General features: G+C 70.0%; 16 protein-coding genes. 2 read left to right on the plus strand and 14 right to left on the minus strand.

The window, feature by feature from the left end; genetic code table 11:
* Position 1: 1 nt before the first annotated feature.
* From OG299_RS14940 to OG299_RS14985, 10 genes are all read right to left on the minus strand, one after another.
* Positions 2 to 973, minus strand: a complete 972-nt coding sequence (locus OG299_RS14940; protein ID WP_405706278.1) for an ABC transporter permease — start codon at positions 971 to 973, stop codon at positions 2 to 4.
* 49 nt (positions 974 to 1,022) lie between these two features.
* The gene (locus tag OG299_RS14945) at positions 1,023 to 1,946 is read right to left on the minus strand and encodes an ABC transporter permease (RefSeq protein WP_266664115.1); all 924 of its coding nucleotides are present in this window, start codon (positions 1,944 to 1,946) and stop codon (positions 1,023 to 1,025) included.
* A 30-nt stretch (positions 1,947 to 1,976) separates the two neighbouring features.
* Entirely contained in the window at positions 1,977 to 3,611 is a 1,635-nt protein-coding gene (locus OG299_RS14950) for a peptide ABC transporter substrate-binding protein (RefSeq protein WP_266625820.1), read from the minus strand.
* Between the two features lie 106 nt (positions 3,612 to 3,717).
* On the minus strand, positions 3,718 to 4,647 hold the full coding sequence (locus OG299_RS14955; protein WP_327361733.1) for a GNAT family N-acetyltransferase: 930 nt from the start codon (positions 4,645 to 4,647) through the stop codon (positions 3,718 to 3,720).
* 188 nt (positions 4,648 to 4,835) lie between these two features.
* Entirely contained in the window at positions 4,836 to 5,888 is a 1,053-nt protein-coding gene (locus OG299_RS14960) for an ABC transporter ATP-binding protein (RefSeq protein WP_266625822.1), read from the minus strand.
* Positions 5,881 to 6,936, minus strand: coding sequence for an ABC transporter ATP-binding protein (locus OG299_RS14965; protein ID WP_266625823.1), 1,056 nt, complete (start codon positions 6,934 to 6,936; stop codon positions 5,881 to 5,883). Before OG299_RS14965 ends, OG299_RS14960 begins: the two co-directional genes overlap by 8 nt.
* Positions 6,937 to 6,949: 13 nt before the next feature.
* Positions 6,950 to 7,906: an ABC transporter permease gene (locus OG299_RS14970; protein ID WP_266625825.1), complete on the minus strand. Its 957-nt coding sequence runs from the start codon at positions 7,904 to 7,906 to the stop codon at positions 6,950 to 6,952.
* Complete coding sequence (locus OG299_RS14975) at positions 7,899 to 8,846, minus strand: ABC transporter permease (RefSeq protein ID WP_266625827.1); 948 nt, start codon at positions 8,844 to 8,846, stop codon at positions 7,899 to 7,901. The genes OG299_RS14970 and OG299_RS14975 overlap by 8 nt, the downstream gene beginning before the upstream one ends.
* 94 nt (positions 8,847 to 8,940) lie before the next feature.
* The gene (locus tag OG299_RS14980) at positions 8,941 to 10,566 is read right to left on the minus strand and encodes a peptide ABC transporter substrate-binding protein (protein ID WP_266625828.1); all 1,626 of its coding nucleotides are present in this window, start codon (positions 10,564 to 10,566) and stop codon (positions 8,941 to 8,943) included.
* A 360-nt stretch (positions 10,567 to 10,926) separates the two neighbouring features.
* Positions 10,927 to 14,241 carry an AfsR/SARP family transcriptional regulator gene (locus OG299_RS14985; protein ID WP_327361734.1) on the minus strand — a complete coding sequence of 1,105 codons (3,315 nt, stop codon included), beginning with the start codon at positions 14,239 to 14,241 and terminating at the stop codon, positions 10,927 to 10,929.
* A 107-nt stretch (positions 14,242 to 14,348) separates the two neighbouring features.
* On the opposite strand from OG299_RS14985, the gene OG299_RS14990 reads away from it, so the two are divergent.
* Complete coding sequence (locus OG299_RS14990; protein WP_266625832.1) at positions 14,349 to 15,026, plus strand: response regulator; 678 nt, start codon at positions 14,349 to 14,351, stop codon at positions 15,024 to 15,026.
* 72 nt (positions 15,027 to 15,098) lie between these two features.
* On the opposite strand, the gene OG299_RS14995 is transcribed toward OG299_RS14990, so the two are convergent.
* The 4 genes from OG299_RS14995 to OG299_RS15010 form a co-directional block, all read right to left on the minus strand.
* Positions 15,099 to 16,463, minus strand: coding sequence for a PqqD family protein (locus OG299_RS14995; RefSeq protein ID WP_266625834.1), 1,365 nt, complete (start codon positions 16,461 to 16,463; stop codon positions 15,099 to 15,101).
* A gap of 199 nt (positions 16,464 to 16,662) precedes the next feature.
* A complete protein-coding gene (locus OG299_RS15000; RefSeq protein WP_266625836.1) occupies positions 16,663 to 16,800 on the minus strand; it encodes a hypothetical protein in 138 nt (45 codons plus the stop codon).
* A gap of 203 nt (positions 16,801 to 17,003) precedes the next feature.
* Entirely contained in the window at positions 17,004 to 18,908 is a 1,905-nt protein-coding gene (gene typA / locus OG299_RS15005) for a translational GTPase TypA (protein ID WP_266625838.1), read from the minus strand.
* Between the two features lie 328 nt (positions 18,909 to 19,236).
* The gene (locus OG299_RS15010) at positions 19,237 to 21,678 is read right to left on the minus strand and encodes an ABC transporter family substrate-binding protein (RefSeq protein WP_327361735.1); all 2,442 of its coding nucleotides are present in this window, start codon (positions 21,676 to 21,678) and stop codon (positions 19,237 to 19,239) included.
* 350 nt (positions 21,679 to 22,028) lie between these two features.
* Here OG299_RS15010 and OG299_RS15015 point away from each other — a divergent pair, with 350 nt between their 5' ends.
* A complete protein-coding gene (locus OG299_RS15015; protein ID WP_266625842.1) occupies positions 22,029 to 22,259 on the plus strand; it encodes an Rv0250c family protein in 231 nt (76 codons plus the stop codon).
* Positions 22,260 to 22,368 lie beyond the last annotated feature (109 nt).

The raw sequence follows: 22,368 nt of genomic DNA on the forward strand, positions 1-22,368 counted from the left end.
CTCAGCGCAGCTTGGGGTCGAGGGCGTCGCGCACCGCGTCGCCGAGCATGATGAACGCGAGCACGGTCAGGCTCAGGGCGCCCGCCGGCCAGAGCAGCATGTGCGGGGCGTTGCGGATCTGCGGGGCCGCGTTGGAGATGTCGATGCCCCAGGAGACGGTGGGCGGGCGCAGGCCCACGCCGAGGAAGGACAGGGTGGCCTCCAAGGCGATGTACGTGCCCAGGGCGATGGTGGCGACGACGATGACGGGCGCGATGGCGTTGGGCGCCACGTGCCGGAGCAGCATCCGGCCGTTGCCGGCGCCGAGGGCCCGGGCGGCCTGGACGTAGTCGTTCTGTTTGGCGGTGATGACGGAGCCGCGCCCGATGCGGGCGATCTGCGGCCAGCCGAGGAGCACGATGAAGCCGACGACCGGCCAGACGGTGGTGCTGGTGACCACGGACAGGAAGACCAGGCCGCCGAGGACGACGGGGATGCCGAAGAAGATGTCCGCGACCCGGGAGAGCAGCGAGTCGCCCCAGCCGCCGAAGAACCCGGCGAGCCCGCCGAGCACCGAGCCGAGCAGGGCGGCGCCGAGGGTGGCGCAGACGCCGACGGTGATGGAGGCGCGGGCGCCGTAGACGGTACGGGTGTAGACGTCGCAGCCCTGGGTGTCGTAGCCGAAGGGGTGGCCGGGCGAGGAGCCCTGCTGGGACTTGGACAGGTCGCACTGGAGCGGGTCGCCGCTCGCGATGAGCTGCGGCCAGATCGCGATGATCACGAGGAACAGGATCATCAGCGAGGAGATGACGAAGACGGGGTTGCGGACCAGCTGGTGCCAGGCGTCGGACCACAGGGAGCGGGCCTTCTCGCCCGGGCCGGTGGGCGCGTCGCCGAGGTCCCGTCCGCCGGAGGCGGCTGATGGACGCTGTTCGAGGCTCTCGGCCTCCTCGATCGCGAGGTCTATGGGCCCGCCCTGGCCGGTGGGCGCCATGGCCTCCCCCTCTGCGGGCTGCAGCGGGTCGAAGACGGGCTCGTTGCGCTCAGGCATAACGGATCCTCGGGTCCAGGACCGCGTAGAGCAGGTCGACGAGCAGGTTGGCCAGCAGGAAGACGATGACGAGGATGGTCACGAAGCCGACGACCGTCGGGGAGTTGTTGCGCAGGATGCCCTGGTAGAGCTGGTACCCGACGCCGTGGATGTTGAAGATCCGCTCGGTGACGATGGCGCCGCCCATCAGGGCGCCGATGTCGGTGCCGATGAAGGTGACGACGGGGATGAGCGAGTTGCGCAGCAGGTGGCGGGTGACGACCCGGTGGCGCGGCAGGCCCTTGGCGACGGCGGTGCGCACGTAGTCGGCCTTGACGTTCTCGGCGATGGAGGTGCGCGAGAGCCGGGTGACGTAGGCGAGGGAGACCAGCGCGAGCACGATGCCGGGCAGGATCAGCTCGTTGAAGGGGGCGTCCGGGGAGACGGTGGGCCGGACCCAGCCCCATTTGACGCCGAAGAGGTACTGGAGCACATAGCCCGTCACGAACGTCGGTACGGAGATGACGACGAGGGTGAGCACCAGCACGCTCGTGTCGACGGACTTGCCCCGGCGCAGCCCGCTGATCACGCCGAGGGTGATGCCGATGACGATCTCGAAGAAGATCGCGACCATGGTCAGGCGCAGGGTGACGGGGAAGGCCGAGGCCATCAGCTCGGTGACGGGCTGGCCGTTGAAGGCCGTGCCGAAGTCGCCCTGGAAGATCTGGCCCATGTAGTGGAGGTACTGCTCCCACAGCGGGCGGTCGAGGTAGAGGTCCTTGCGGATGCGCGCGGCGGTGGCGGGGTCGGGCGCCTTGTCGCCGAAGAGGGCCGCGACCGGGTCGCCGAGCGCGTACACCATGAAGAAGATCAGGAACGTGCTGCCGATGAACACCGGGATCATCTGGAGCAGCCGCCGGATCACATAACGTCCCATGGACTGCTCCAGGATCGATCCGACGGAGGGTCAGCTGACCTTGATCTCGTTGTAGACGGGGACGCTGAACTGGTTGAGCGCCACGTCCGTGAGCCGCTCGGCGTAGCCGGCGCTGCCGTTCTGGTACCAGAGCGGGATGGACGGCATCTGCGCGGCGAGGATCTTCTCGGAGTCCTGGAACTTCGCGATGGCCTTGGCCGCGTCGCTCTCCTGGTTGGCCTCGTCGACGAGCTTGTCGAAGTCCGGGTTGCTGAACTTCCCGTAGTTGGAGGAGGCGCCGGTGTAGTAGAGCGGCTGGAGGAAGTTCTGGATCAGCGGGTAGTCGGCCTGCCAGCCGGAGCGGAAGGGGCCGGTCAGCTTGAAGGAGCTCTGCTGGTTGCGGAAGTCGGCGAAGGTGCCGATGGGGTTGACCGTGCAGACCGGTCCCTCGCCGAGGGCGTTGTTGATGCTGTTGCAGACGGCGTCCATCCACTCGCGGTGCGAGCCGGTGTCCACGTTGGACGTCAGCGTGACCTTGCCGCCGGGGAGCCCGCCGGCGTCCTGGATGAGCTTCTTGGCCGCGGCCGGGTCGTACTTGCAGGCGTCGCCGCAGAGCGTGGCGTTGAAGCCGCCCTTCTCGCCGAGGGCCGGGGAGGTCCAGTCCTTGGCCGGGGTGCGGGTCTCGCGGAAGATCTGCTTGGTGATCTCGTCGCGGTTGATCGCCATGGAGATGCCGCGGCGGACGTTCTCCATGCCCTCCTTGCTCCACTGCGGGTCGTACAGCGGGAAGGTGAGGGTCTGGATGATGAGGGCCGGCTGGTTGATGTACCGGTCGCCGAGGTCGTTCTTGACGTTCTTCAGCTGCTGCGCGGGGACGTCGTCGACGAGGTCGAGGTTGCCGGAGATCAGGTCCGTGTAGGCGGTGTTGTTGTCGGTGTAGACCTTGAGGTCGACTCCGCCGTTCAGCGCCTTGTCCTCGCCCGGGTAGCCGGCCCAGGTGCGCAGCTTCATGCCGGTGCCCTTGGTGTACGAGTCCACCGTGTACGGGCCGTTGCCGATCGGCTTGTTCAGCCAGCCGGCGTGGTCGGTGAAGAAGGCCTTGGGCAGCGGGGAGAAGGCCTGGTAGCCGAGGGTCTCGGGCCACGTGGAGAACTTGTTCTTCAGGGCGACCGTGAAGGTCTTGGGGTCCTTGACCACCAGCCCCGACATCGTCTTGGCCTTGGGCTCGCCGGACGTCGGGTGGACGTCCGCGTAGCCGACGATGTCGGAGAAGAACGGCGCGTTGTTCTGCTTGTTGCGCACGTCCGCGCCGTAGTTCCAGGCGTCCACGAAGGACTGCGCGGTGACCGGCTCGTCGTTGCTGAACTTCCAGCCGTCCTTCAGCGTGACGGTGAAGTGCTGGCTGTCGGTGGTCTCGATCTTCTCGGCGAGCATGTTGTTGGCCTCGCCGGTCTTCGGGTCGTACCGCTTGAGGCCCCGGAAGAGCATGTCGAGGACCTTGCCGCCCTGCACCTCGTTGGTGTTGGCCGGCTCCAGGGGGTTCTGCGGGTCACCCCATGAGGAGCTGACGATTCCGGTGTCGCCGCCACCGCCACCGCCGCCGCCGCTTTCGTCGCCGCAGGCCGTCGCCGCGAGGGCGACGGCCACTGCACATGCGGCCCACTTGGCGTGGGTGGCTCCGCGCATGAAGTGCCTCCTATGGCTCCCAAGACTCACTTGGGGCCCATGTCACCCTATGTGGGCGCCCGAGCACTCCCGGTTCGGCCGATTGCACCCTCGCGTCTCCCGGCTGTCACCCCTGCGGGTGCAAAGGCAGCTCCCAGGTGTCGACGGCGTAGTGCAGGCCCATGCCGTGCGCCTCGTAGAGCGCGAGTGCGCCGGTCTCGTTGTGGACGTCCACGCCGAGGCCGAGGGTGTCCCGGCCGCGGGCCGCGTAGGCGGCGAAGCCGTGGCGCAGCAGGAAGCCGCCGATGCCGCGGCCGCGCAGGTCCGCGCGGACGCCGATGTGGCTGAGCCAGCCCATGCCGGTGCGGTCGTCGCGGGTCAGCAGGACGCCCACGTCGCCCTCGCCGGGCAGGCTCGCGATCCAGACCAGCGACCAGTCGAGCCGGCGGGCGTCGAGGTGGTCCAGCCATGCCCCGTACGGGCGCTCCACATGGCCGAAGTGGGCCGCGAAGGTCTCCTCCACCAGGGCGTGGGCCCGGCGGCGGTCGGCCTCGTCGGCGGCGCAGTCGCGCAGGGCGAGCCCCTCGGGCGGGGCGGGAGGCAGGTCGGCGGCCGGCGCGAGGTCGCGGGTCATCACCTGGTAGCGGCGCACGGTGCGGTAGCCGCGGCCGGGCAGCAGGTCGGCGTCGAGGGTGGGCTTCACGTTGAGCTGGAGCCGCAGGACGGCCTCCCCGGCGCCGGCGGTGAGCTCGCGGGCCCGGACCTCCATCAGCTCCAGCAGCCGGACGGCGGCCTCGCGGTGGCCGGGCAGGACGTAGTGGTCCGAGTCGACCCGGCCGGGTCCTGAGTCGGCCCACACCAGGGCGTACGCGACGAGCCGGCCGCCCTCGAAGGCCAGCCAGGAGTCCTTCGCGAGGTCGACGTCGGGGTGGTGGAGATCGGCCTCGACGGTACCGATGTCGGTCTCCGGTCTGCCGATCTCGAAGACGTCGACGGCGTTGAGCAGGGCGCAGATGTCGGAGGCGTCCCCGGGCCCTGCGGGTCGTACGGTCGGCATGCGCCGACCTCGGCGGTCGTTCGGTGTCTCGGCCATCCGGACACTGTCCGCCCCGCGGCGGCGGGGCCGCAACTGCCTTTCTGCGCGCTGCCGTACGCAAGGGCGCGGGCGCGGGGCCGCGCACGCAAGGGCGCCCGGGCCGGAGGAATCCGGCCTGGGCGCCCTGGACTGCGTACGGCGGTGCGGGATCAGACGGCCAGGATGGCCTTCTCCTCCGCGAAGTGGCACGCCGACTCGTGCGCGGCCGGGGTGTTCACACCCTGGAAGCGCGTCGGGATCGCCAGCAGCGGCTCCTCCGTGGCGCACCGGTCCTCGGCCTTCCAGCAGCGGGTGCGGAAGCGGCAGCCCGAGGGCGGGTTGGCCGGGGAGGGGACGTCACCGGTGAGGATGATCCGCTCGCGGCCCTCGCGGGCCTGCGGGTCGGGAACCGGGACGGCCGACAGCAGCGCCTGCGTGTACGGGTGCGTCGGGTGCTCGTAGATCTGGGCGTCGCTGCCGATCTCGGCCATCTTGCCCAGGTACATGACGCCGACGCGGTCCGAGATGTGCCGGACGATCGACAGGTCGTGCGCGATGAAGACGTAGGACAGGTCGAACTCGTCCTGGAGCTTCTCCATCAGGTTGATGACCTGCGCCTGCACCGACACGTCGAGCGCGGAGACCGGCTCGTCGCAGATGATGATCTCCGGGTTGAGCGCGAGGCCGCGGGCGATGCCGATGCGCTGGCGCTGGCCGCCGGAGAACTGGTGCGGGTACCGGTTGATGTACTCCGGGTTGAGGCCCACGACGTCCAGGAGCTCCTGGACCTTGCGGCGCCGGTCGCCCTTCGGAGCCACCTCGGGGTGGATGTCGAAGGGCTCCCCGATGATGTCGCCGACCGTCATGCGCGGGTTCAGCGAGGTGTACGGGTCCTGGAACACCATCTGGATGTTGCGGCGGACGGCCTTGAGGGCCTTGCCGGACAGCTTGGTGATGTCCTGGCCCTTGTAGAAGACCTCGCCGGCGGTGGCCTTCTCCAGGCTCATCAGCAGCTTGGCGACGGTGGACTTGCCACAGCCGGACTCGCCGACGATGCCGAGGGTCTCGCCCCGGTAGAGGTCGAAGGAGACCCCGTCGACCGCCTTGACCGCGCCGACCTGCTTCTTGAACAGGATGCCCTGGGTCAGCGGGAAGTGCTTGACCAGGTTGCGGACCTGGAGGATCGGCTCTCGCTCGGTGGCGTTCTTGGTGAGCTCAGCCATGGATCTGCTCCTTCCAGAAGTGGCACGCGCTGCCGCGGCCGGGCAGCTCGGTGCCGTCCTGCTCGGTCACCGGGTGCAGGACCGGCACGTCGGTGCGGCAGATGTCCTGCGCCTTGGGGCAGCGCGGGTTGAAGGCGCAGCCCGACGGGATGTTCAGCAGGTTGGGCGGCAGGCCCTTGATCGCGTAGAGCTCCTGGCCCTTCTGGTCCAGGCGCGGGATCGAGTCGAGCAGACCGCGGGTGTACGGGTGCGCGGGGCGGCTGTAGATCTCGTGGACCGGGGCGGTCTCGACGATCCGGCCGCCGTACATGACGGCGATCTTGTCCGCGACGTCGGCGACGACGCCGAGGTCGTGGGTGATCAGGATCAGGCCCATGTTCATCTCGCGCTGGAGCTCCGCGAGCAGGTCCATGACCTGGGCCTGGACCGTCACGTCGAGAGCCGTGGTCGGCTCGTCGGCGATGATCAGGTCCGGCTCGAGGGCCATCGCCATGGCGATCATGATGCGCTGGCGCATACCGCCGGAGAACTGGTGCGGGTAGTCGCCCACGCGCGCCTTGGCGGCGGGGATCTTCACGCGGTCCATGAGCTCGATGGCCTTGGCCGTGGCGTCCTTCTTGGACATCCCGCGGTGGACTCGGAACATCTCGCCGAGCTGGGCGCCGACGGTGTGCACCGGGTTCAGCGAGGACAGGGCGTCCTGGAAGATCATGGCGATCTTCGAACCGCGGACCTTGCGGTACTCCTCGGCCGGGAGCTTGAGCAGGTCCGTGCCCTGGAAGAGGATCTCACCGCCCGCGATCTTGCCGGGCGGCATGTCGAGGATGCCCATGATGGCCTGCGCCGTCACGGACTTGCCCGAACCGGACTCGCCGAGGACCGCGAGGGTCTCGCCGGCGTTCACGGAGTACGAGACGCCGTTGACGGCCTTGGCGACACCGTCGCGGGTGTGGAACTCGACGTGCAGGTCGCGCACTTCGAGCAGGGGGGTCCCCTCCGGCGCGGAGCGCGGAGCGGGGACGTTCGAGGTCTTGTCGATGATGGTCAACGTACGCCCTTCCTCAGCGCAGCTTCGGGTCGAGGGCGTCGCGCACCGCGTCGCCGACCATGATGAACGCGAGCACGGTGACGCTCAGCGCGGCGGCCGGGAAGAGGAGCACGTGCGGGGCCTGCAGCCAACGGACGGAGGCGTCGCTGACCATGAGGCCCCAGGAGATCTCCGGGGGCTGGACACCGATGCCGAGGTACGACAGGGCCGCCTCGGCGGAGATGTACACACCCAGGCTGATCGCGCCGACCACGATGACGGGGGCGATGGCGTTCGGCAGGATGTGCCGGAGCGTGATGCGCAGGGTGCCGGCGCCGAGGGCGCGGGCGGCGACCACGTAGTCGTTGTTCTTGTTCTGCAGCACCGAGGACCGCATGATGCGGAAGATCTGCGGCCAGCCGAGGATCGCGAGCACCAGGGAGACCGTCCAGGCGTTGCCCGGCAGGGCGGACATGATCAGCATGCCGCCGAGCAGGAGCGGGATCGCGAAGAAGATCTCGGTGAAGCGGGACAGGAAGCTGTCCAGCATGCCGCCGGCCCAGCCGGCCAGCAGGCCGAGGGCGCCGCCGACGACGGTCACCAGAGTGGTGGTGACGATGCCGACGATCACGGAGTTGCGGGCGGCCCACACCGTACGGGTGTAGACGTCGCAGCCCTGGATGTCGAAGCCGAACCAGTGGTCCCCGCTCGGCTTCTTGAGCGAGTTCTGCAGGGTGCAGGCGGTGGCGTCGAACGGGCTGCCGTCGGTGAACCACTGCGGGACCGCGGAGACGACCAGCATGCAGACGACGAGGAACGCACCGATCAGGAAGACCGGGTTGCGACGCAGGTCGCTCAGGGCATCGGACCAGAGGCTGGCCTCGCGGTCCTTCTTCCTCTTCCCGCCGGCCTTGACCGCGGCGTCGGCGGAGGGGGCTCCGGCGATCTGGGTGTCGGTCATCGAGTCCTCCACCGTAGTTGTGTCACGCATAACGGATCCTCGGGTCGAGCACGGCGTAGAGCAGGTCCACGAGCAGGTTGCCGATGAGGTAGACGAGGACGAGGATCGTCACACCGCCGACCACGACCGCACCCTGCTTGAGGTACACGGACTGGGCGAGCAGGCCGCCGACGCCGTGGATGTTGAAGATCCGCTCGGTGATGACCGCACCGCCCATGAGGCCACCGAGGTCGGCGCCGAGGAACGTGACGATCGGGATGAGGGCGTTGCGCAGCGCGTGGTTCACGACGACGCGGCGGCGGGGCAGGCCCTTCGCGGTCGCGGTGCGGACGTAGTCGGCGCGCATCGTCTCCATGAGGCTGGTGCGCGTCAGGCGGGCCACGTACGCGAGGGACGTGGAGGCCAGGACGAACGCCGGCAGCAGGTACGCGCGGATCCCGTCGTTCTCGTTGAAGGAGACGGGGAAGAAGTCGATGCCCCAGTTGGTCTTCATCTGCACGCCGAGCGTCAGCTGCAGCACGAAGCCGGTGACGAAGACGGGGATGGAGATGACCATCAGCGTGGAGATGAGCACCAGCTGGTCGAGGAACTTGCCGCGGCGCAGGGCGGCCATGACACCGGCCACCACGCCGACGACGGCCTCGATGACGAAGGCGACGAGGGCCAGGTTCACCGTGTAGGGGAACGCCTCGGAGAACAGGTCGACGACCTTGCGACCGGTGAGGGTCTCACCGAGGTCGCCCTGGAACACACCGGTGATGTAGTTCCAGTACTGGAGCAGGAACGGGTCGTCGAGGTGGTACTTTGCGCGCAGCATCGCCGTGACGATCGGGTCGGCCTTCTTCTCACCGGCGAGCAGCTGGATCGGGTCAGCGCCCGGCATGGCGAAAGTCAGGAAGTAGATCAGGAACGTGGCACCGATCAGTACAGGGATCGCCTGTATGAGTCGGCGGATGAGGTAGCGGCCCATCAGACCTCCAACAGAAGAACAGGGGGAAAGGGCGGGCAGACGGAAACCTGATTCCGCCTGCCCGCCCCCGGGATCCCCTTAGTGAAGAGGGGTGTTAGTTGAGCTCGACGTTCGCCAGGTCCATGCGGCCCTGTGCGTCGACCTCGACGTTCTTCACGGTCTTGGAGTAGGCCGAAGAAGACATGTACGTGAAGACCGGGATGTACGGCAGGTCCTTGATGATGATGTCATCGGCTTCCTGGTACAGCTTCAGGCCCTGCGCGGCGTCGGTGGCCTTGTCGGCCTCGGCGAGCTTCGCCTCGAACGCGTCGTTCTGGTAGTGGCCGTAGTTGGAGCCGTTCTCGATCGCGACCTTCGAGAAGATCGGACGGAGGTAGTTCTCCGCCGCCGGGTAGTCCATGGACCACGCCATGCGGAAGGCGCCCTTGTACTTCGAGGCACCCAGGTCGTCCAGCATGTCGCCGAACTTGGCGTACGGCTTGGCGGTGACCTCGATGCCGAGGTTCGCCTTCAGCTGGTTGCCGACGGCCTCGATCCACTCCTTGTGGCCGCCGTCGGCGTTGTAACCGAGCTCGATCTTGTTGCCCGGGATGCCGCCGGCCTGCTGGAACAGCTCCTTGGCCTTGGTCGGGTTGTACGTACCCGCCTCGCCCAGGGCGCCCTTGCGGTAGCCGGGGATGATCGGGCTGATGAAGTCGTCGGCCGGCTTGCGGGTGCCGTTGAAGATGGTCTTGCCGATGGCGTCCCGGTCGATGGCCATGGAGATGGCCTTGCGGATCTCCACCTTGCCGAACGCCTCGGGGTTCTGCTCCAGCGGGAGACCGATGTAGCCGACGCCGGACTCGGGCTTGTAGATGTAGCGGTCGCCGAACTCCTGGGAGACGGTGGCCATCGCCGAGATCGGGAGCTTGTCGACGATCTGGATGGTGTCGGCGCGCAGGTCGTTGTACGCCGTGTCCAGGTTGTCGTAGATCTTGAAGGTGACGCCGTCGAGCTTGGCGCGACCCTCGGTCGGGTACTTGTCGTACTTCTTGATCTTGATCTGCTTGTTGTGCTCCCAGGCGCCGTCCATCTGGAACGGGCCGTTGCCGATCGGAGCCTCGCCGAACTTCTTCGGGTCGGCCTCGAACGCCTTGGGCAGCGGGTAGAAGGCGTTGTAGCCCAGCATGGTCTTGAACTGGGAGAACGGGTCCTTCAGGGTGACGGTGAAGGTCTTCTCGTCGACGACCTTCAGGCCCTTGAGCTCCTTGGCCGTGGGCTTCTTGTCCTTGCCCGGCGCGAGCTCGTCGGAGCCCTCGATCTTCGAGAAGAACGGCATGCCCTCGGCCGCGTTGTCCTGGTTGGCGCCCCAGTTCCAGGCACGGACGAAGGACGCAGCGTCGACCTTCTCACCGTTGTGGAAGGTGAAGCCGTCCTTGATCTTGATCGTCCAGGTCTTCGAGTCCGTGGTGTCGATCGCCTCGGCGACCGCGAGCTTCGGCTCGTTGGTCTTGTTGTCGTACTTGACCAGGCCGGTGAAGAGCGAGTTGAGAACCTCGGCACCTTCGGACTCGGCGGTGTTCTGACCCACCAGGCCGTGCTGCGGCTCGCCGAGCACCACGGTGATGTTTCCGCCGGACTTGCCCCCGGCGTTCGAGTCCTTGCTGGTGCTGCATGCGGTGGCGGCCATCGCCACGATGACGGCACCCGCGACCCACTTGGCGCTCGTTGCTCCGCGCATGGGTAATTGCCTCCTCAGGAGTCACTGTGGATACGTGAAGGACCCGGTCCTCGCTGACACCCCTGACAGCGAAATCCGGCCCCATCGTGTGTGCTCGTGAGTCGACGCTCCCCACAGCGTGTGACCCATTGACCCGAGCTCAATGGAGCCATCCTCAGGGACCGCCAGACCGTAAACCACACTTAAGTGGTCTCGTTTTCACAACATCACCCCATGGCGAAAACCCGAAATCCGGACAAACGGATAGGAGACAGACACGTGCGAAACGGACGGTTGACGCACCTTCCGGAGTGTGGTGCACGGTATCCGGACGCAAGAACGAGACAATCCGGTTGACAAGCGCGAAGGCCCCTGGGGTGGTCAACGGCCCATCAGGGCCCGGACCTCGTGCCGGCGGCCCGCGCCGAGGGACTCGTACACCTCCAGGGCCTGCGCCCAGGCCCGGAGGGTCCCCTCCTCGTCGCCTGCCTGCCGCAGGGCATGGCCGAGGACCAGCAGGGCCTCGGCCCGCCCGATCGGGTGCCCCGCCTCCGTCTGGATGTCGAGCACCCGGCGCGCACGGCGCTCGGCCCGCTCGAACCCGCCCCGCGCCAGGTCCAGTTCCGCCAGCAGTGCGAGGGACCGCGCCGCGAAGACGCGGTACCCGCTCGCGGTGGCCAGGGCCCGGGCGGTCTTCGCGTGCTCCGCGGCCTCGCCGTGCCGGCCCAGCCGCAGGCTGCTCTCGGCCAGCCCCGTCAGGGCCCGCAGCTCCGGCGTGCGGGCATCGCACCGGCGGGCCAGCTCGGCCGCCTGCCGGAAATGCCGCAGGGCGACGTCGTGATTGCCCAGGCTTTGCGAGAGCAGGGCCCGGCCCGTGTGCAGGTACGACTCGGCGCGCAGCTCCCCCGTCGCCAGTTCGAACCCCTGCTCGATGTGGTCCAGGGCGGCCGACCGGTCTCCGGCCTGCACCGATGCCGTCGCCAGCCAGAAAAGGGTGAACGCCAGATCGGTGTGCAGAGCCAGCTCCCGCTGCGTGCTCGCCGCCGCTTCCAGGTGCTCGACCGCCCGCCGGGGCTGTCCCCGATCGTGCAGTACGGCCCCCAGATTGCGCACCGTGATGGAGAGGGCCGTGGGGAGGGAGAGCCCCTGGTAGAGCTCACGGGCCTCCACGAGCCGGTCCTCGGCCTCGGCGAGGCGGCCCAGCTCGTGCAGGATCGCCCCCAGGTTGCCCACCGAGATCGCCTCGCCCAGCCGGAAGCCGGTCACGCGGCACAGGTCCGCCCCGCGCCGGCTGTGGACCAGCGCCTCCTCCAGCCGGCCCCCGTACCAGAGCGCAAGGCTCAGGCTGTTGTGGGTCGCCGCCTGTCCCTGCGCCGAGCCCGTCCTGCGGTACAGCTCCAGAGCCCGGTCGTCGTGGAACGTGCTCTTCTCGTAGTCGCTCCGGTTCAGGTAGGCACTCGACAGACTCCGGTGGGCCGCGGCCTGCCCGGCCGGATTCCCGTCCGCCTCCGCGGCGGCCAACCCGGCCGAGGCCACGGCGAGCCAGTCGGCGGCGTAGGCGCGCCGCATCATGTACGGGCGGAGTGCGTCGGCGAGGCTCCAGGCGAACCGCCACGACTCCGGGTCCGTGGCCCGCTGCACGAGGGCCACGGTGTTCGCCCGCTCGGCGTCCAGCCATGCGATCGCATCCTGGGTGTCCGGGAAGGCGAGGCCCCGGCCGCCGTGCTCCACCGGCAGCCGGACGGCCTCCGGCTGGAACATCCGGACCGCGGTGTCGACGCTGCCGAGGTACCAGTCGTGCAGCCGTTCCAGCGCGGCCGCTCGCTCCCGGGGCCCGTCCTCGTCCTCGCACCGTTCCAGGGCGTACGCGCGCAGCAGGTCGTGGAAGGCGTACCGGTCCGGCGCGTGCTCCTCCAGGAGGTGGGTACGGGTCAGCCGGGCCAGGAGCTCCGAGGCGACCGGAAGCGCTACACCGGCGAGCGCTGCCGCCGCCGGCAGGGGGACGTCCGGGCCCGGGACGAGACCGAGCAGCCGGAACAGCCTGGCGGCGGGCTGCTCGAGTGTGACGTAGGACATGTCCAGGATCGATCGGACGGCACTCTCCTCGTCCCCGGGTACCTGCAGCGCGGACAGCGTGTCGCCGGCCAGCCGGGCCACCTGGTCCGCGATGGAGCGGTCCGGGTGGACCGCGAGATCGGCCGCCGTGATCCCGATCGCGAGGGGCAGGTAGGCGCAGGCGGCCGTGAGCTCGGCGACCGCCTCCCGTTCCGCGCGGCCGCGCGCTTCTCCGATCATGTGGAGGAGGAGCTTTTCCGCCTCGGCGGGCTCCAGGACGCCCAGCGGCATCGGGACGGCGGCGTCCCGGGCCACGAGCCCGGCCAGGGAGTCCCGGCTGGTGACCAGGACCAGGCACTCGGAGTGGCCGGGAAACAGGGGGCGGACGTGCTCGGCGGAGCGTGCGTTGTCCAGGACGACGAGGATCCGCTTGCCCGTGCAGAGCGAGCGGTAGAGGGCGGCCGCCCGGGACTCCTCGGCGGGGATGTGCTGCGCGGGCACACCGAACGCCTGGAGGAATCCGCTGAGCGCGTCGAGGGGCCGCAGCGGCCGGCCGGCAGAGTGGCCGCGGAGGTTCACGTACAGCTGTCCGTCCGGGAACCGGTCACGTCTGCGGTGGCCCCAGTGAACGGCCAGGGAGGTCTTCCCCGCTCCGGCCTGCCCGGTGACCAGACCGATCCGCACCGCGCCCGACGTCTCGTCCCCACCGACCGGCAGCAGCATGTCGAGGCGCCGGAGCGCATCGGTCCGGCCGGTGAACACCGCGGTGGAAGCGGGCAGTTGGGCGGGGAGGGCATGCTGGCGCGAGGGGACCGGCGTCCCGTCGGCCGCCCCTGCCGACGCCGTCCGGCGGGGGCGGGGGTCGAGGAGCGCGGGGTCGTCGGCCAGCACCCGGCGGTGGAGCGCGTGCAGCTCCGGGCCCGGCTCCAGGCCGAGTTCACCGACCAGTTTCGCCCGCGCACGCTGGTACGCGCTGAGTGCCTCGCCCCGCCGTCCGCAGCGGTACAGAGCGAGCATCAGCTGGCCGTACAGCCGCTCGCGCAACGGGTTGCGGGCGATGGCGGACTCGATGTCCACGAGGACGGCCGTATGCCGGCCGAGGCGGAGCTCCGCCTCGATCCTCTGCTCGAAGGCGGCCATGCGGGAGTCGTCGAGCCGTGGCGCCTCGACCTGGGTCAGCTGCTCCGCACGGCTGCCCGCCAGAGCGTCTCCCCGCCACAGGGCCAGCGCGGCGCCCAGCCGGGCGGAGGCCGCGGCGTCGTCCCCCCGCTCCGCCGCCTCGGCCGCGGCGGCGGTCAGCCGGTCGAACTCGCGCAGGTCCAGCACGGCGTGTTCCAGCAACAGGACGTAGCCCCCGGGCCGGGTCGCCAGTACGTCCCCGTCACAGCCCGCGCTGCGCAGGACGTGCCGGAGCCGCTTGATGTAGTTCTGCAGGGTGGTGCGGGCCGTGGTCGGAGGCGCGTCTCCCCAGAGGCCGTCGATCAGATCCTCGGCCGGAACGACCTGGTCCGCCCGCAGCAGCAGGAGCACGAGCAGATCACGCTCCTTGGGAGCGGTCACCGCAACGGGCTCGCCCCCGCACACGACCTCCAACGGCCCCAAAATCCGGTAGTCGAACAGCCCGCCCCGTTCACGCTCCATGGTCCGGGAGCGTACGGGAGCCCGCGCGGGAACCGGTCACTAGTTTGCCGCTAGCGCCCCGTCCGCATGCTCCGCGTACGTCCCGACGTCACAAGGGAGTTGCCTTCATGACCAAGTCTGCGCCCGGCCCCGTACCCCTTCGTGTCGCACTCGTGGAGCGCCATCCGCTCCTGCGGGCCGGCATCCGTCTCGCGCTCGACGGCGCGGCAGGCATCGAGGTCGTCGCCGAGACGGGAGAGGCCGGCCAGGTCCTGTCCCTCGTCAGGTCCTCGGCGCCCGACGTGCTCCTCATGGACCTGGACCTGCCGGGCTCCTCCTCCCTCGAGACCTGCCGGACCCTGGTCACGGAGTCGGACCGCACGCGGCTCCTGGGGATGACCGGCCGCGGGGACGACGAGCAGCTGCTGAAGTCGGCGCTGCGGGCAGGTGTCCGGGGGTACGTGGCCAAGGACGCCGGATCGCATGACGTACGCGACGCCGTGCACATGGTGGCCAACGGGTTCATGGTCGCGAGCGCGGCCGCCGCCCGCCTGTTCGCCGGCCTGCTCGACCCCCCAGCCCGCGACGCGGACCGCGATCCGCTGCCCGCGCTCACCCGGCGGGAGCGCGAGATCCTCGACCTGGTGGCGCGGGGCTACGACAACCCCCGGATCGCCCGGGCCCTGACCGTCGCCGACAAGACGGTGCGCAACCACGTCTCGGCCATCTTCGCGAAGATCGGCGCGAACGGCCGCTCCCAGGCGATCGTGTTCGCACGGGACGCCGGGTTCGGCCAGACCCGCTAGGGGGTGTCTTGTCGATCACGCCGCGAGCCCGGCCTGATCGGCAAGACACCCCCTAGGGGGCTTCGAGGCCGGTCACTGCAAGATGCCCACCGCCGTCAACTGCGCAAGGCAGGCCTCGACATGGGCGCGCGCCGCGTCGGCGTCGACCCCCGACCTGTTCCCGTACTCCGCCGTCACGGATCGCACGTCGCTGCCGTCGCACAGCGAATAGATCAGCCAGGAGCGGGCGTTGAGCCAGTGCATCGCAGCCGTGTCCGTGTTCACCACGAGCAGCTCGCCCCGCTCGGGCAGCGGCCGGGCCATCGCGCGGGCACTACGGCGTACCACTGCGTCCTGCGCCACCGCCGGCGACCGGGCCGGGACCTCGCCCGCCACCCCCGCGGGGGGCGAGATCCCGGAGTCCTCGTGGACCAGCTCCAGCACCTCGAGGAGCCAGCGCATGAACCGGTGGCCGTCGGGCGTCAGGCGGTCCCCGGGAAGGCCGAGGATGTATCCGGCGAGGTAGCGGGCGCGTTCCAGGCTCGTCCCGTAGGTGCCGTTCCGGTCCGCCTCCGTGCCCGGGCTCACCTCGTCGACGACCTCCGCGGCGGGCGGATCGCCGAACTCCGCCCGGATCGTGTCGTCCGCCTGCCGGGCGGCCTCCTGGAACACCAGCATGTGGACGTAGAAGTGGAGCGCGACGAGCACCCGTACGACGCGCCACGACGTGTGACGCCACGGGATCGGCACCGACAGGTCCGCGTCCCGCAGGAGCGCGCCCGAGCGCAGCGCGTCGAAGAGCTTGAGGTGGACGCCCTCGTGCAGCAGGGTCTCGGCGGCGGTCCACGGGTCGGCCAGCCGCTCCGGGGCCATCAGGATGGCCGACGGGAGGGGGTCGCCGCCCGAGAGCGACTGCAGCGGGCCGTCGGCCGACTCGCCGCGGGTGAAGCCGACGACGGAGACGTGCCGCAGCACGCTGGGCCCGACCTGCGGGAGCAGCCGCGTGAGCAGGTCGGCTCCCCGGGTCAGCCGCCGGCACATCTCCGGGGTCGGTATGACCGGATCTGCGCTCGGGCCGCCTTCGATGCTGCCGTCGTAGAGCCGGCGCAGCCGGGCCGACAGGTCTTCCGGCACCCGGCCGGCCGGGTTCATCTCGGTCCACAGCCAGGCGGGCCCGTGCTCCGGCCACGGCCTGACGTGCGGGGTGGCCATCCGCTCGCACGGTCCCAGGCCCTCCGGGTCGAGCGGCAGGCGGGCGGCCAGTTCGCCCAGGCCGAGGGCGCCGGAGTAGCCGTTCTCCAGCTTGACCATGTCGTCCTCGAACGCGTTGCGCAGGACCGGGTCGCCGAGCAGCGGGAGGAGCTGCTCGCGGCTCAGCAGGGAGAGCCGCTGCAACGCCTCCGGGTGGCGGGCGTCGCGCTGCGCCAGCAGCCGGAGGCCGAGGACGAAGCGGGCCATGTTGCGTTCTCCGATGGCCCCGGAATCGCCGAATCGGCCATCGGCGACCAGGAGTCCGTCCGCGAGGTCTGTTTTGCCTCGGGCAGAATCAGGTGATGCTACAAGCGACATCGAAAGCACCGTCCGGTACGGAATGCGGGAAAGCAGGAAAGGGAAAACCGGGGGTGCCGGAAACCGGCACCCCCGGCTGACCACACGCTCAGGCGGCGGCCGGAGTGGCCCAGTAGGCGGGAACCCAGGCACGCTCCTCGGCCGAATCGCTCCCGATCTGCGGGACGCTCTCGACCGCCAGCCAGTTCTGCGCGATGGCCGGGAATTCGATCTCCAACTGCGGCATCAGCTTCTCCTCTCGTCCATTCCGTCCGGAGTGGACTTCGCCAGGATCTCCGCTTCCTGTCCCGACCCTCATGAGGCGGTTGTCCCGCACTTGTCCCGGCAGGGGGAATCGGGAAACCGGGACACCGGGAAGCGGGCACGAAAAAACCCGGCCCCGCACGGAGATCCGTGCGGGGCCGGGCTGTCAGCCGTACTGCGCAGGTGTTACTTGCCGGACTTGGCGCGCGACGCGGTGCGCGAGCGCTCCTTCTGGTCCAGGACGACCTTGCGGATGCGGACGGCCTCCGGGGTCACCTCGACGCACTCGTCGTCGCGGCAGAACTCCAGGGACTGCTCCAGGGAGAGCTTGCGCGGCGGCACCACGTTCTCCGTGTTGTCCGCGGAAGCCGCACGCATGTTGGTGAGCTTCTTCTCCTTGGTGATGTTCACGTCCATGTCGTCGGAGCGCGAGTTCTCGCCGACGATCATGCCCTCGTACACCTCGGTGCCGGGGTCGGTGAACAGGACGCCGCGCTCCTGCAGGTTGATCATGGCGAACGGCGTGACCGAACCGGAGCGGTCCGCGACCAGCGAACCGTTGTTACGGGTGGTCAGCGTGCCGAACCACGGCTCGTGGCCCTCGTGGATCGAGTGGGCGATACCCGTACCGCGGGTGTTGGTCAGGAACTCCGTGCGGAAGCCGATGAGGCCGCGCGACGGGACGACGAACTCCATGCGGACCCAGCCGGAGCCGTGGTTCGACATGTTGTCCATGCGGCCCTTGCGGACGCCCATGAGCTGCGTGACCGCGCCCATGTGCTCCTCGGGGACGTCGACCGTCATGCGCTCGACCGGCTCGTGGACCTTGCCGTCGATCTCCTGCGTGACGACCTGCGGCTTGCCGATGGTCAGCTCGAAGCCCTCGCGGCGCATCTGCTCGACCAGGATGGCGAGCGCGAGCTCACCACGGCCCTGGACCTCCCAGGCGTCCGGGCGCTCGGTGTCGAGGACGCGGAGCGAGACGTTGCCGACGAGCTCCCGGTCCAGACGGTCCTTGACCTGGCGGGCGGTGACCTTGCGGTCCTTGACCGCGGACTTGGCGTCCGCGCCCTTGCCGCTGCCGCCGCGGCCGACCATCGGGGAGGTGTTCGTGCCGATGGTCATCGAGATCGCCGGCTCGTCGACCGAGATCAGCGGGAGCGCGATCGGGTTCTCCGGGTCGGCCAGGGTCTCGCCGATCATGATGTCGGGGATACCGGCGACGGCGCAGATGTCACCGGGGCCCGCCACCTCGGCCGGCTTGCGGGTGAGCGCCTCGGTCATCATCAGCTCGGTGATGCGGACGTTCGACATGGTGCCGTCACGCTTGATCCACGCGACGGTCTGGCCCTTGCGCAGCTCGCCCTGCTCGACGCGGAGCAGCGCGATGCGGCCGAGGAAGTTGTCGGCGTCCAGGTTGGTGACGTGGGCCTGGAGGGGGGCCTCCTCGTCGTACACCGGGGCGGGGACGTGCTCGAGGATGGTGGAGAAGAACGGCTCCAGGCTGTCGCTGTCCGCGGGGACGGTGCCGTCCTCGGGCTTGGTCAGCGAGGCGACGCCGTCACGGCCGCAGGCGTAGACGATCGGGAACTCGATCTGGTCCTCGGTGGCGTCCAGGTCCAGGAAGAGGTCGTACGTGTCGTTGACGACCTCGTCGATCCGGGAGTCCGGGCGGTCCGTCTTGTTGATGCAGAGGATGACCGGCATGTTCGCCTGCAGGGCCTTGCGCAGGACGAAGCGGGTCTGGGGCAGCGGACCCTCGGAGGCGTCCACCAGCAGAACGACGGCGTCCACCATCGACAGACCGCGCTCGACCTCACCACCGAAGTCGGCGTGGCCGGGGGTGTCGATGATGTTGATCGTGATCGGGGCCCCGCCGTCCTTGGGGTGATACTTCACCGCCGTGTTCTTGGCGAGGATCGTGATGCCCTTCTCACGCTCCAGGTCGTTCGAGTCCATCATGCGGTCGTCGAGGTGCTGGTGGGCGGCGAAGGCACCGGCCTGCTTGAGCATGGCATCGACGATGGTCGTCTTGCCATGGTCGACGTGGGCGACGATGGCGACGTTACGGATGTCGTGGCGCGTGGGCACTTCGGCGCTTCTCCCGGGATCGTGGATGGCGTCGCGTACGGTCCGGCACGCGCGCCTCGACCGGGCGGAAAACCTGCCACGGCCTTACCCCATCGTACGTCGCGTGGCGGGAACCGCTCGCCGGGGGGTCTGTCAAGAGGCCGGACGACTGAGAAGGACCGGGTGTGGGGTGGGGTGTCCCGGCCTTGGGTACTGCGGGTTTGCTGCGGGTCAACAGGCGTGCTCAAGGGGTATGACACGACCTTGCCCGCCGGGGATCCGGCGGGCAAGGGACTTGAGTCACATCTGAGCTTGTGAGCCGAAGCTCAATCTGTCTGGCCCCGTTTTGTCACTTCTTCTTCTCCTGCTTTTCCTTGGCGGCTTGAGCCTTCTTCCAGCCGATGTCCTGGAAACGGGGGGTGCCGAGGCCGAAGGCGCCGGCGTTGGCCAGGTTCGGCTTGGCGGCCACCAGCTCGGGGCGCTGGTACAGCGGGATGGAGCCGGCGGCGGCCCAGATCCGGGCGTCGGCCTTGCGCATCAGCTCGCGCGAGGCCTCCTCGTCGAGCTCGCCGAGCGCCTGGTCGAAGAGCTGGTCGATGTGGTCGGTGCCGACCCGTGTGTAGTTCTGTTCGACGAGGAGCGAGCCGTCGGCGGCCGGCTCCGGCTTGGCGAAGATGGGGCGGGCGTCGGTGGCCGGGTAGGCCGTTGCCGGCCAGGAGTAGAGCGCCAGGTCGTACTGGCCCGAGGCGATGTGGTCCTTGAAGAAGCTCTCGTCGGCCACCTTGGTCAGCTCGGTGTGCACGCCGACCTTCTGGAGCATCTGGGCGATCCGCTCGCCGACCGTGCGCAGGGCCTCGGAGCCGGGACCGGCCGGGAGGACGAAGCGCAGGGAGAGTGCCTTGCCGTCCTTGGCCAGCATGTTTCCGGAGTTGCGGGTCTGCTTGACCGGGGCCGGCGCCGGGCTGGGGCTGCTCCCGGACCTGCCGGGCTCGGGGGCGGCGCCGTCGCGGGCCGGGCCGCTCTTGGCGTCGTCGGCGGAGTCCGCGGCGTCCGCCGGGGCCGCCGGGGCCGCCGGGGCCGCCGGGTCGGGGGCGTCGGCGCCGAGGGCTTCGGCCTGGGCCAGGAGGGCGGCCCGCTGCTCGTCCGCGAGCGGGGCCGCGGCCGGCACCGGGGAGAGGCGCCGCCCGCCCTGGGCGAGGGGGCCGTTCCCGGCGCCCTGGTCGCCCTGGTCGCCCTGCGCGGAGGCCTCCGCGTCCGCCTTGATCGCGGACCTGAATGCCGGGAGCCCCCGGTCCAGGCTGTCGCCACCCCGCCCGTCGGTCTCGCCCACGATGTAGAGGCCGTCGTTCCCGGTGCCCGGTCCCGACGGGGTCTTCGAGTCGTCCTGGCCGTCCTCCGCGTTCTCGGAGCCGGCCTTCGCGCCCGCCGGCTCGGTGAGCTTGCCGCCCCGGCGCCAGCCCGCGTCCGCGAGCAGGGCCTCGGCCGCGTGGATGTCCTTGCCGCCGAGCGCTTCGCTGTTGTCCGCGTACGCCCGCTGCCCGGCCAGCGCCACGTGGCTGCCGACCGGCTTCGCCGGCAGGCCCAGGGGCTTCAGTACGATCTCGGCCAATTCCTTGCGGTCCAGGGCCCGGGCCACCGCCCGCCGGACCCGTTCGTCGGCCAGCGGGCCTGCGGACCCGTTCAGGGCGAGCTGGGTGTAGGCCGGCTCCAGGGACTTGCGGACCGTGAAGGTGCCCAGGGCCGACTGCTCGTCGGCGTAGTTCTTCGCCGCGTCGGCGTTCTGCGCCCGGTTCTCCCGCTCCGTCGCCGCCTTGCCCTCATCGGCCCCGTACGCGGTCGCCCACGACAGCGTGGCCTCGGCCGGGGTCATCGAGGCGCCCGGTCCGTGGGCCGGGCTCTTGCCCGAACCCGGGCTGCGCTCCGCGTCCCGGGCGGCCAGCGCGATCCGGTCGGCGCCGGCCCGGTCGATCTCCGCCAGGTCGACCTTTCCGGCGGCCAGCGCGGCCGGGCGCTGAGCCCGCGGCACGGCGGTCAGGACCAGCGTGTCCAGCTTGGCCGGCCGGCCCCACCAGCGGGCGCTGCGGGTCAGCGCCGCGGTACCGGTCTTCTTGTCGATCGCCCCGAGGTTGAAGGGTCCGGCGGTGACCTTGAGGGTGCCGCGGGCACCCTCGTTGAAGGCGTCCGGGGTGCCGGTGACCTGCTTGGGGTAGAGCGGGGAGAACAGGGAGCGCCAGTCGGTGTACGGCTTGGCGAAGGTGACCTTGACCTCGAGGTCGGTCTTGCCGCGCTCGATCTTCTCGATCCGGTCGTATCCGGCGTTGCGGGCCGTCCAGTAGGCGGAGTCCTTGCCGCTCAGGGCCCGCCACTGCGCCACGAAGTCGGCGGCGCCGATCTCGCGCCCGTCGCTCCACACCGCCTGCTGGTTCAGCTTGTACAGGACGACCTGCTTGGGCTCGCGCTCGACGACCTCGGCCTTCTCCAGGTAGTCCGGGTTGGCCACCGGCCGGCCCCTGCCGTCCAGCGTGAACAGTTGGGGCAGCACCGCCCCGGCGATCCGGTTGGTGGTGGCGTCCGCATCGGCCTGGAAGGTGTTCAGGGTGTCCGGGAGGCTGTCCACGGCCCAGCGGAGCACCCCGCCGTCGGCGACCTTGTCGCGGGCCGTGGCCGCGATGTCCTGGCCGGCGGCCACGGGACCGCCCTCGTCGTCACCACCGCCGCAGCCCGCGAGCAGCGGCAGTGCGAGGACTCCCGAGGTCAGGAGCGCCAAGGACCTGCGCGTTCTCTGGGACATGGGTGGTACCTCCGGGGCGGGGCGTGAAAGGGGGCAGCTTGATCACGTTTGGCGGTATATGGAGCTGATCACACTGGGTGCCGCAACACACTGAAATCCACAGCCCGCCGCAGCTCTCGCAGCCGACCCTCGCCACGCCGCGAACCCCACCCGTGCGGACCAATCCCACTTGCGTCACGGACGGGCGTTCCCTCGGAAGAGGGATCAAAATGGGAGCAGGGAGGGGCGCACAGATTGCGCCTGCGCGCCCGCAATCGCTGCACGTCCCTTCACAACGGGGGACGGGAGGCGCGACACTCGCAGGCGCACATGAGCGTTGCCACCGCAACCAGCGGAAGTGAGGGCAAGTCATGTCCCTGCAAGACGATTTGACCGCCGTACGACGCAACCTGAACGAGCTGGTCCGCTCGGTCGAGCGGCTGGAGCGGGACGTCAAGGACGCAGCCCGGCAGGCCCCGGGTACCCCGCGGGCCCCACGCCAGGAGGGGATGGTCTCCGTTCCGGACGCCCCGTACGACAGCTCGCTGTGGAAGGACGCCGACGACGAGGGCCTCGGAGCCCGCGACCGCCGGGCACCCTGACCCTGGCGTACGCGGCCCGGCACCCCGCACGCGCCAGTACCCCCGCACCCCACCAGGCCCAGCCGTCCGCGGCTGGGCCTCGTGGGTCACCCCTCTTCACTCCACCCGG

Origin of the sequence: Streptomyces sp. NBC_01296, from assembly GCF_035984415.1 — a bacterium.
Classification (GTDB): Bacteria; Actinomycetota; Actinomycetes; order Streptomycetales; family Streptomycetaceae; genus Streptomyces.